Source organism: Candidatus Nucleicultrix amoebiphila FS5, assembly GCF_002117145.1.
Lineage (GTDB): Bacteria > Pseudomonadota > Alphaproteobacteria > Caedimonadales > Nucleicultricaceae > Nucleicultrix > Nucleicultrix amoebiphila.
Genome location: NZ_CP008743.1, coordinates 740493 through 752090, shown reverse-complemented (window position 1 = coordinate 752090; position 11598 = coordinate 740493). Strand labels below are relative to the sequence as shown.

The following is an 11598-nucleotide window of genomic DNA, read 5'->3' as shown; positions in this document are numbered from 1 at the left end:
CTTTAATAGGTTTAAGATAGAAGTTCTTTAAGCAACTTTAATCACGTCATCGCCTTTTTTCCAGCTGCACGCACAAAGCTCCCCCGTCTGGAGAGCATCGAGTGTTCTTAAGATCTCATCTGGATTGCGGCCGACACTCAAGTCATTGACACTTACGAAACGAATCATGCCTTGAGGATCCACAATATAGGTGGCACGCATTGCTACACCTTCTACAGGGTGAAGAATGCCTAATTCTTTACAAAGCTCATGTTTAATGTCTGAGAGCATAGGAAAAGGGAGGTTATTAAGATCTTTATGATCTTTGCGCCACGCCAAATGAACGAATTCAGAATCAGTGCTGCATCCATAAACTTTTGCATTTCTTTTTTCAAATTCTGCATTCAGCTGACCAAAACCAGAAATCTCCGTGGGACACACAAAGGTAAAATCCTTAGGCCAGAAGAAATAGATTTTCCATTGACCTTTATTTGTTTCATGACTGATATTGACGAATGCTTTGGAAAGATCGTTATCGACAACTGCTTTCAGTTGAAATGCTGGAAATTTACTACCGACTGTTAACATTGTTCTTCTCCTCTATTCACCGGTCAAAAGACGATCGACTAATTGTCGAACTGTTGGAATAAAACCATTATCGTAAAATGGGTCTTGTGCAAAGCGAAAAGCGTTGTGACCTGCGAACATTAGCTGGTTCTCAACATTTCCGCCGTGGGAAATTTCTTGGAGCGTCTTTTGGATACAAAATGACCGAGGATCTGCTTTTTTACCTGTAGAGTAAGGTTCATGTTGTTGCCAATTACTAAACATACAAGCACTTAAACACCCCATACAGTTAATTTGGTCGCGCAGGATTTCATTGGCTTTTTCAGGAGTTACAAAAATAAGTGTAGAATCAGGTGTACGAAGAATCTCGGTAAACCCTTCTTTAATCCACATCTTGGCTTTTTGATAGTCGAACTCTGTTAGATAGACTTGTCGATTTCGTACTCCCACAGACAAGATGGTACGATGTTCTCCGATTTCCGCGGTCGTGTAGGCTACTTGCCTATGAGACCTCTCCGTCAGTTCATGGAGAAATTCATTTTTAACAGCCGATGAATAAAAGCCTGTGGGGCTGAACTTATTAAGAAGAACATCTCCATCCTTTAGCGTCAATAGCTTGCGCTTCCATTCAGTAGAAATCGGACTCTCTTGAGTGATTAAGGGACGAGTTCCCAATTGGAAAGCAATGGGACCTAGCTCAGGATTATCAATCCAATTTTCCCATTCTTTGAGCCACCAAACACCACCAGCCATAATGATCGGGATCGTGTGTAATCCATAGTTTTTCATCTCCTCACGGAGTGCTAAAACACGTGGATATGGATCTTCAGGTTTTTGAGGATCTTCACTGTTGCTTAAACCATTGTGACCACCTGCGCGCCACGGATCCTCGTAAACAACCCCTCCAAGCCATTCAGGGAATTTATGGTATGCTCTTTTCCATAGAGCTCTAAAGGCACGAGCAGACGAGACGATGGGGTAATAATAAACGCCATATTGTGCGGCAATTTCGGCGATACGATAGGGCATGCCTGCTCCGCAGGTTACTCCATGAACAAGACCTTTAGCGCCTTCTAAGACACCTTTGAGAATTTGTTCGCAAGCCCCCATTTCCCAGAGAACATTGACGTGGATTCTTCCCATGCCGTTGCTACGTTCATGGGCTATACGTGCTTGTGTGATGCCACCTTGAATAGCGTAGTTCAAAAGTTCATCGTGACGTTCGCGGCGCGTACGACCGTTGTAGACAACAGGAATAACTTTGCCATTTTCATCGTGAGCGTCGGCATTTACAGCTGAGAAGGTACCAACACCTCCTGTCGCTGCCCATGCTCCAGAACTCTCGCCATTGGAAATAGAAATACCCTTTCCCCCTTCAACCAAGGGAAGTGCTTCCTTGCCCGATAGCAAGATAGGATTAAGACTTTTCAAAACGACTAGGCTCCTTGATTCGTAATTTCTTGGCCAGTCTCTTGGTCAACAACTTTCATGCTCAGCTTGGCTTTTCCACGTTCGTCAAAACCGATAAGCTTTACATAAACTTCATCACCTACGTTGACCACATCTTTTACTGACTCAACCCGTTGAGTAGCCAATTGAGAGATATGTACGAGACCACTGCGTCCACCAAAGTAATCAACAAACGCACCGAAATCCATTAATTTCGCAACTTTAGCTTTATAAATATTACCGACTTCAGGTTCTGCAACTATAAAACGAATTCTGTCCATAGCTGCTTTAATTGCTTCTTCATCGGTACCAGCAATGTCTACAGTGCCATCATCTTTAATTTCAATACGCGTGCCTGTTGTTTCGCAAATTTCACGAATAGTTTTTCCGCCTGGGCCAATGATTTCACGGATTTTATCTTTTGCTACTTGAATGCTCTCAATGCGAGGCGCATGAGGACTGATAGCGTCGCGAGATTGATCGATGGCTTCTCCCATAGCTTTGAGAATGTGCAAACGCCCCTGTTTAGCTTGAGTAAGGGCAACCTGCATAATTTCTTCAGTAATGCCAGTGACTTTAATGTCCATTTGTAGGGCAGTTACGCCATCGGCAGATCCAGCAACTTTAAAGTCCATATCGCCTAAATGGTCTTCGTCGCCCAAAATATCTGAAAGAACAGCAAATTTCTTGCCTTCTTTTATGAGCCCCATGGCTATACCAGCTACTGGCTTTTCAATGGGAACGCCTGCATCCATAAGTGCTAGAGAGCTTCCACAAACTGTTGCCATGGAAGACGATCCGTTAGACTCAGTAACTTCAGAGACAACATGCAATGTATAAGGAAACTTATCTTTTGTTGGAATCATGGGATGAACAGCACGCCAAGCAAGTTTTCCATGACCAATTTCACGACGCCCTGGTGAACTTACACGACCCACTTCACCCACGGAATAGGGAGGAAAGTTGTAATGCAGCAAGAAATTCTCGCGGTACTCGCCTTCAATAGCATCTATAATTTGTTCATCTTGGCTGGTTCCGAGAGTCGTTACGACCAAGGCTTGAGTTTCACCACGTGTAAACAAGGCGCTACCATGTACGCGTGGGATAATACCAACTTCTGCGCTAATGGGGCGAATGGTTTCTAGATCACGACCATCAATGCGAATTTTGTTTTTCAAGAGATCACCGCGAACAATATCTTTTTCAAGATTTTTAAATTCGCTAAGAACAACATTCTCTGGGGTGTCTTCGTCTACGATAGATTCTAAAGCTTTTTGTTTAACAAGCTCAATTTTCTGAATGCGGTCCTGCTTTTTCTTTTCACTATAAGCACTGCGGAGGCCATCTTCCGCAATTTTCTTCAAGGCTTTAGCAACACTCTTTTGTATATCTGATTTTTCGGGCATATCCCAGGCTTTACGTCCTGCTGCTTTGACCAGTTTATTAATAGCCTTCAAAACTGGTTGGAAAGACTTGTGTCCGAACATTACCGCTTCAAGGAGAGTTTCTTCAGAAAGTTCTTTTGCTTCAGATTCTACCATTAAAACGCCGTCTTCCGTACCAGCTACACAAAGATCTAAAGTTGAATTTTGCATTTGCTCAGATGTGGGGTTCAGTACAAGTTTCCCGTCAATATAGCCTACACGTGCACCTGCCAATGGTCCATGAAAAGGAATGCCAGCAAGAGCAACGGCCGCTGAAGCACCAATAATGGCAATAGCATCAGGATCGTTTTCCATATCATGACTAAGCAAGCTACAAATGATTTGTGTTTCATAGCGGAAATTCTCTGGAAAGAGAGGACGAATCGGACGATCAATCAAACGAGATGTTAAAACAGCCTTTTCAGAAGGCTTACCATCACGTTTGAAAAAACCACCAGGTATTTTGCCTGCTGCAAAAGATCTTTCTTGGTAGTGAACAGTGAGAGGGAAAAAACCCACTTCTTCTGAAGGTGATTTGTTAATAGCGACTGTGCACAAGAGGCTTGTTTGTCCATAAGTAATGACAACAGCCCCTTCCGCTTGTCGTGCAACCTTACCCGTCTCAATTGAAAGAGTGCGTCCACCCCATTCGATTTCCTCGCGGTGTATTTTAAACATACTTGTCATGACTGATGTCCTTTCCATCATGTCCACCAGGGGCTCTGCCTAATCCCCTTAGGATAGTTTTAATATTATTAACGGCGGAGCCCAAGTTTCTTAATCAAATTCTCATAGCGGCTTTGATCACAGCTCTTGAGATAATCGAGAAGTTTGCGACGTTGGTTCACCATCATTAAAAGGCCTCGACGTGAGTGAAAGTCCTTTTTGTGGTGTTCAAGATGGGTTGATAAGCTATTGATACGTTCCGTTAAGAGAGCAACTTGTACATCTGTGGAACCCGTATCCTTATCATTCGCAGCATAATCTTTGATAATTTTTTTCTTACGTTCAGCAGCAATCGACATCGGTTTATCCTTTCTTAAAGATTCAAAATTCGAATAGGGCGAATTTGGTTGCCCTGATCTTTCGCAATTCCTAAAAGCCTATTTTGTTCATCATAAAGAGCAATCAGACAATCGGATGGCGTAAGATTCCCCTCTAACTCAGAGGAGGGTCGTGCCAAAAAACGCCCTTGCCTTAGCAACAGGGCTTTTTCATCATCAACCCGCATAGCCGGGATGTCGTCCAGAACTACCGGGAGGGCACGAACATACCTTTCTAATAAATTTATGGGGTCCTTTGCAAGTGTTTCGATTGAAATCGCATCTTTTATATTGAAATTTCCGGAACTTTCACGATGAATATTATCTGCAAAAGCATAAGTAGAAAGCTTTTGAGCCATGTCTTCGATCAGACTACGCACATAAGTGCCTTTTGAGCAATGAAGGCGCAATTTTGCATGATCGGCATCAATATATTCAATTAAATCAAGAGATTGAATGAAAATAGGGCGCGGTTTTAAATCCAATGTTTCGCCCGCTCTGACGCGATCAGAGGCTCTTTTCCCTTCAATTTTGAGTGCAGAATAAAGCGGAGGTTTTTGGAGCTGTGGCCCTAAGAAAGAAGAGAGGATGTTTTCAATTTCTTTACGTGTAGGTCTATTATTACTGGTTGCTAGGATTTCACCTTTAGCGTCCCCTGTTGAACGCTTTTCCCCCCAGTGAATGGTAAAAAGATAAGTTTTCTCTTCATTTTTAATAAATGGAATAAGTTTAGTGGCTTCTCCTAAAGCGACGGGAAGAACTCCTGTAGCCAAGGCATCAAGAGTACCTAAATGCCCCACTTTTTGTCGTCCAATAATTTTTTTGAGCGTATTTAATACAGAGGCCGATGTGACGCCCTTAGGCTTATCCAGAATGAGCCAACCATGATAAATCATACGAATGCGCTTTCTGTTAATGGGTTCTCAGACATCGGACTCGATGGGACAAGCGAATGAGTCTCTATAGACAATCAAGATTTCTCATTACTGGGGCGCTTTTTTTCTGCTTGAATGAGACGATTGATTTTTTCAGCTTCATCATAGGTTAAATCAGCTTCAAAAAACAACCTAGGCGTAAACTTAGTTGTCAATTGTCGCCCAATCTTACTTTGCAAAAGAGGCGCCACGTCATTGAGTGCATGAACAACTTCATTCATATTTTTACCGCCCATAGGCATAACAAAAACCTTTGCATGCTTTAAGTCCGGGCTAACACGAACTTCAGTCACAGTAATATAAGTGTTGATGAGGATTTGATTATGTGTCATTTCCCGCTCTAAAATGTTTGCAAGAATATGACGAATCTCTTCGCCGACACGAAGCTGACGTTGTGTAGGTTCATTACCTTGGCGATCTTGATGACGCATGGGTTCGCTCTTTAAATGACTACAGTTGACGGGCTATGGATTCAATTTCAAAGCACTCAATCACATCACCAGAACGGATGTCTTGATAGCTTTCAAAGGCCATACCACATTCATACCCAGACTTTACCTCTTTTACCTCATCTTTGAAGCGTTTTAGAGTCTTTAATTTACCTGTATGAATAACGACGTTATCGCGCAGTAAACGTACGCTTGACCCGCGTTTGACAACACCTTCAGTCACAAAACAGCCAGCGATTTTGCCAACTTTAGTGATGTTAAAGACATCACGTATTTCGGCATAGCCAAGGAATTTCTCTTGTAACGTTGGAGCTAACAAACCACTTAAAAGAGCTTTCACATCATCAATAATATTGTAGATTATGGAATAATAGCGAATCTCAACAGCACTTTTAGCAGCTAACTCTCGTGCTTGAGGGTTAGCACGTACATTAAAGCCAATGACTAAAGCTCCTGTGGAGCTTGCCAAGGTAATATCACTCTCGTTAATTGGCCCTACACCTGTGTGGAGAATTCTTAAGGCGACTTCCTTGTTATCTTCAACCAGCTTACTTAGAGTTGAAGAAATAGCTTCTAAGGATCCTTGAACATCAGATTTGACAATCAATGCCAGCTCTTGCATTTTGCCTTCGGCAGCTTTTGAAAGAAGCAGATCAAGTGTAATTTTTGGTGTCGCTGTTACTTTAGCTTGCTTTTGACGATGTTTACGATAGTCCACCACTTCCTTAGCCTTACCCTCATTTTCGGCGACAAGAAAATCATCACCAGGAGAGGGTAATCCGTCAAAACCTAAAACTTCAACAGGCGTTGAAGGCCCGGCTTCCGTACGCTTTTTTCCGTTTTCATCAGTTAACGCACGTACACGCCCCCATTCAGCACCAGCAACAAAAATATCACCGATTTTTAAGGTGCCACGTTGTACGAGTATTGTTGCAACTGGACCTTTACCAACTTCAACTTTTGATTCGATCACGACACCTTCAGCATAACGATTAGGGTTAGCTTTCAGGCCAAGAAGATCAGCTTGTAGAAGAATAATTTCTTCTAGTTTATCAATATTGATGTTGTTTTTTGCTGAAACTTCAACAGCAATAACATCACCACCCATTTCTTCAACAACAATGCCATGGGATAATAGTTCTGTCTTTACACGTTCAGGACGTGCGTCTGGCTTATCAATTTTATTGATAGCGACGATAATTGGAACATTGGCCGCTTTTGCATGATTGATCGCTTCAATGGTTTGTTCCATAACACCGTCATCAGCCGCCACAACTAGAATAACAATATCAGTGACGTTCGCACCACGTGCGCGCATTTGTGTAAAAGCAGCGTGACCTGGCGTGTCAATAAAGGTAATTTTCCCTCCAGAGGGCATGGTTATTTGATAAGCACCAATATGTTGTGTTATGCCACCTGCTTCATGATTTGCGACGCTACTTTTACGTATGGTATCAAGAAGAGACGTTTTGCCATGGTCAACATGTCCCATAACTGTAACGACAGGAGGACGTGTGACTTTGAGATGATCGAGATCATCCTCAAGCTTCAGGCCAGTTTCAACGTCTGATTCTGCTACCTTTTTAATGATATGCCCAAACTCTGAAACAACGAGTTCTGCAGTATCCGAATCCAAAACTTGGTTGATCGTGGCCATTACTCCAAGACGCATAAGTGTTTTGATAACGTCGGCGCTACGAACGGCCATACGGTTTGAAAGTTCTTGTACCGTGATTGCTTCAGGTACGATAACTTCACGGACAATTTTCTTTTGCTCTTCTGTAAGGCCTAAAGATTTTTGAAGTTTGTGTTTTTCCTTTTCTCGGGCACGCTTCAAAGAAGCAAGACTGCGCATTTTTTCTTGCTCAGGGTCTTGCATAGCCTCTTCGACAGTTAAACGATGAAGTTGTTTGCGAAAATCAGTTTCACTTCCACCACGTTTAGGAACGGAGAGAGTTTTACGATGCGCTTCTCGTGCAGCTTGGCTGGCTCGCCGATTCTTAATCTCTTCTTCGCCTTCTTCATCCAGGTCAATAAAACGACCTGTGAAGGTTGGACGATGAATATGATGAGATGGATCATAAGATTTCTTTTCAGATTCAATAGGAGGTGGAAGAGGGATTTCTGGTTCAGAAACTTTCTCTTCTTCTGTCTGAGTTTCTTCTATGGGTTCAGGCTCACTAGGTTTTTGAGGAACCTCTTGTTCTGATTTTTCGCGCTCTAACTGCTTACGCTCTTCTTCTTGACGTTTGGCGTCTTGCAAAAGTTTAAGACGTGATTCGATTTCAGCGTCAGATAACTTTCCCTCTTGTTGGTCGCTCCATTCTTCTCCTTGTAAGAGAGATTTTTGCCCTTGTTGATCGTTCGTATCAATAGTGCGCTTACGTTTGACTTCAACAGAAACCGTTTTTGATCGTCCGTGGGAGAAGCTTTGACGAATCTGCCCCGCGTCCACGATCTTATTGATCTCGAAACTTTTTTTAATGCTCAAAGTTTTCTTCTTTGAATCGGGAGTGTCTTTCTTCTCAGCCATGACTCACCTTCCTAGGTCGACACAATTATGCTCGGTTCTCTGGTTCGGAATTAAACCATTTAGCACGTGCATTCATAATAATTTGATTGGCAACATCTTCAGCGATGTCAGGTAGAATTTCTCTTAACTCATCACTGGCCAAATCAGCGAGATCATTGCCATTTTTAATGCCTTTTTGGGCGAGAGCAATAACCATTTTTGGTGTTAAGCCCTTAGATTCAATCAGAGACTTGTCGATCTGTAGATCTAAGTATTTCTTTTGATTTTCTTGATCTTGTTGATCAAGAAAATTCTGGGCTCTCGACTTGAGTTCGTCTACCAATTCTTTTTCAAAGCCTTCGATAGCAAGAAGGTCATGTTCGGGGATCATAACGATTTCTTCAACGGACGTAAATCCTTCATTGACCAAAAGATGAGCAAGAACTTCATCCACATCCAACGCTTCTACAAAGAGAGCGGAACGCATTTTTGTTTCAGTTGTGCGACGATTTGATTCTTCAGATTCAGATAAGATATCGATATGAAGACCGGTTAATTCACTGGCTAAACGTACGTTTTGACCACGACGACCAATAGCTAATGAAAGCTGGTCATCGGATACGATTACTTCAACGCGATTGGTTTCTTCATCCAAGACAACTTTTGTTGCTTCAGCTGGAATCAAAGCGTTGACTACGAATACGGCTGGATTGCCTGACCAAGGAATAATGTCGATCTTTTCGCCCTGCAGCTCATTAATAACCGCTTGTACGCGACTTCCACGAAGACCAACACAAGCTCCAACGGGATCAATGCCACGATCCCCTGAAGTTACAGATATCTTAGCTCTACTTCCAGGATCTCTAGCGACAGATTTAATCTCGATCAGGCCATCATAAATTTCCGGGACTTCTTGTTTGAACAGACCTGCCATAAATTGGGGATGCGTACGTGAAAGAAATATTTGAGGCCCGCGTACTTCTTGGCGGACATCCATAATATAGCAACGAATGCGGTCACCAGGGCGAAAACTTTCTCGTGGGATCAATTGATCACGCGCCAAAAATCCTTCAGCGCGTCCCATTTCAACGATGACATTACCGAATTCAACGCGTTTGACTTGACCGCTGATAATTTCGCCTATGCGATCTTTAAATTCTTCATGTTGCTTTTGACGCTCTGCATCGCGTACTTTTTGAAAAATAATTTGCTTTGCTGTTTGAGCTGCTACACGCCCTAAATCAATAGGAGGGAGGGGAGTGCGAATTTCTTCACCCACATTGATCTCTGGGTGGATTTTACGGGCTTCTTTTAAATCAATCTCTGTGTGTTCATCAACAACTTCATCAACCACTGTTATAATGGAAGCAAGGGATATCTCTCCAGTCTTGCGATCAATAGATGCTTGGATATTACGTTCCATACCGTATTTAGCACGGCTCGCCTTTTGAATAGCCATTTCCATAGCAAGAATGACTTCTTCTCTATCAATGCCTTTCTCCCGTGCCACTGTGTCAGCAACACTTAGAATTTCAGTATTGATGATACCCGTTGTCTGTGTAACCATTTGTCTCTCTACCTCTTTTTTACTGGGGGTTTAACCTCAAGTTCCTGAAATTTTGGCACTAAACGTGCCATCCGAATTTCTTGGTAGGGGATCTCGTAGGTCTGCCCCTCAACCTCAAGGATAATATGATCCTCTAAGGCTTTTACTAAAATTCCTTTAAACCTTTTCCGGTTCTCAACAGGATTATGAGTTTGTAATTTAATCTCATTGCCTTGAAACCGTATAAAATCCTGAATTTTAACCAAAGGTCGGTCAAAACCAGGAGACGATACTTCAAGATTGTAGGGTGTGCTAATAGGGTCTTCAATGTCTAATAGTACCGACAACTCTCGACTGGCTCTGACACAATCATCGATCGAAACCATTGTTTGGTCTTGGTTCTCAATCATCACTAAAAGTGTCTGCCTATTTCCACCTCCGCCTAAAGATACATAGACCAAATCATACCCGAGGGCGTTTAAAGTTGGTTCGATGATCTTTTCGATGCGTTGGAGCACATCCATATCTTAAAACCTTTATCCCAAAAAAAAATGGGCTCTGGTTGGTAGCCCATCCTTCTATAGAGATGATACTGTTAATATTTCTGAGGGATTATAATAATTTTCAGTTCAAAAGCAAGACATTTTTATTTGGATCAATGCTCTATCAAATTGATCGTTACTGATGTCTGATTAGATTTAAGAACACATAAGCCCCCTATGGGAAAGGTAAATATGGGAGTTGTATGACCAAAGTCAGCATTGGCAATGACGGGAATATCATTTAACTCTTGTTTTGAGTTGATGATCAATGTGAGTTTTTCTAAATCCATGCTGAATTTTTGTTCAAAACGACCAATAATGAGAGCTTTTACTTGATCAAAGTAAGGTTGATGTATGAGGGATTGAAGATCACGGTCGAATTCAAAAACGCAGGCGCCTTCTGTAATAGAGTCAGCTTCTAAAAACAAAACTGTATTTTTAAAGGAAGGCATGTAGGCTGTGCCGTGAAGTAATTGAATTGTGCTTAAATTGCCTCCGACAATTGTCCCTGTGGCATCACCGGGATGAATAATCCAATAACCCTCGTTGACGTGAAAAATCCTATTTTCTTGATCTGAAAACCAGGCATCGTTTGACCAAGTTTCTGATACGGTTAAATGAATTGGCGAAGAATCAAAAAATATTTTCTTAAAAAAATCGCGCGTATACTCAAATCCTTTTTTCATTGCAAAAGAGCTGAATTGGGGGCCAGAATAAGTAACTAAACCGGTCTTATGGTAGATAGCATTTTGTAAAGCTGTAATATCAGAAAATCCACAAAAGATCTTAGGATTGCTTTTGATGAGATCATAGTCGATGTATTTGAGAAGCTGATTAGCATTAGATCCTCCGATAACGGCAAGGATGGCTTTGACGTTTTTATCATGGAAGGCATCATGCAGGTCTTCTATGCGCGATGATATAGATGACGATTGAAACGTATCTTCTTCATTCACATGTTTGCCAAAAGTTACTTTCAGTCCTAATGATTCTAGAACCTTCACGGCGTAAGAAATATTATCCGCAGATATGATTTTAAGACTTCGGGAGGGGGCTATGACCCTGACCTCATCTCCTTTGGCTAGTTTTTCAGCAAATATTTTCATGGGTGTTATTTCTCACTTTGTCATTCAAAATATTAGAGTAACTTCT

The 11598-nt window shown here is 42.0% G+C and carries 10 protein-coding genes; all 10 read right to left on the bottom strand.

From position 1 onward, the window contains the following. Positions 1-27: 27 nt before the first annotated feature. Positions 28-567, bottom strand: coding sequence for a peroxiredoxin (locus tag GQ61_RS03635; RefSeq protein ID WP_085784013.1), 540 nt, complete (start codon positions 565-567; stop codon positions 28-30). A gap of 12 nt (positions 568-579) precedes the next feature. Beyond that, positions 580-1977 carry an NAD(P)H-dependent flavin oxidoreductase gene (locus tag GQ61_RS03630; RefSeq protein ID WP_085784012.1) on the bottom strand — a complete coding sequence of 466 codons (1398 nt, stop codon included), beginning with the start codon at positions 1975-1977 and terminating at the stop codon, positions 580-582. A gap of 5 nt (positions 1978-1982) precedes the next feature. Next, positions 1983-4106 (bottom strand): polyribonucleotide nucleotidyltransferase, encoded by a 2124-nt coding sequence (gene pnp, locus GQ61_RS03625; RefSeq protein WP_232317337.1) that lies wholly within the window; start codon positions 4104-4106, stop codon positions 1983-1985. A gap of 68 nt (positions 4107-4174) precedes the next feature. After that, positions 4175-4444, bottom strand: a complete 270-nt coding sequence (gene rpsO, locus GQ61_RS03620) for a 30S ribosomal protein S15 (protein ID WP_085784011.1) — start codon at positions 4442-4444, stop codon at positions 4175-4177. Between the two features lie 14 nt (positions 4445-4458). Then, positions 4459-5358: a tRNA pseudouridine(55) synthase TruB gene (gene truB, locus GQ61_RS03615; RefSeq protein ID WP_085784010.1), complete on the bottom strand. Its 900-nt coding sequence runs from the start codon at positions 5356-5358 to the stop codon at positions 4459-4461. Positions 5359-5432: 74 nt separating this feature from the next. Then, positions 5433-5828 (bottom strand): 30S ribosome-binding factor RbfA, encoded by a 396-nt coding sequence (gene rbfA, locus GQ61_RS03610; protein WP_085784009.1) that lies wholly within the window; start codon positions 5826-5828, stop codon positions 5433-5435. A 19-nt stretch (positions 5829-5847) separates the two neighbouring features. After that, complete coding sequence (gene infB / locus GQ61_RS03605; RefSeq protein ID WP_085784008.1) at positions 5848-8379, bottom strand: translation initiation factor IF-2; 2532 nt, start codon at positions 8377-8379, stop codon at positions 5848-5850. Between the two features lie 25 nt (positions 8380-8404). Next, positions 8405-9925, bottom strand: a complete 1521-nt coding sequence (gene nusA, locus GQ61_RS03600; RefSeq protein ID WP_085784007.1) for a transcription termination factor NusA — start codon at positions 9923-9925, stop codon at positions 8405-8407. Positions 9926-9933: 8 nt separating this feature from the next. Then, on the bottom strand, positions 9934-10422 hold the full coding sequence (gene rimP, locus GQ61_RS03595) for a ribosome maturation factor RimP (protein ID WP_198157404.1): 489 nt from the start codon (positions 10420-10422) through the stop codon (positions 9934-9936). A 137-nt stretch (positions 10423-10559) separates the two neighbouring features. Then, positions 10560-11546, bottom strand: coding sequence for a S66 family peptidase (locus tag GQ61_RS03590; protein ID WP_157111198.1), 987 nt, complete (start codon positions 11544-11546; stop codon positions 10560-10562). Positions 11547-11598: the final 52 nt, after the last annotated feature.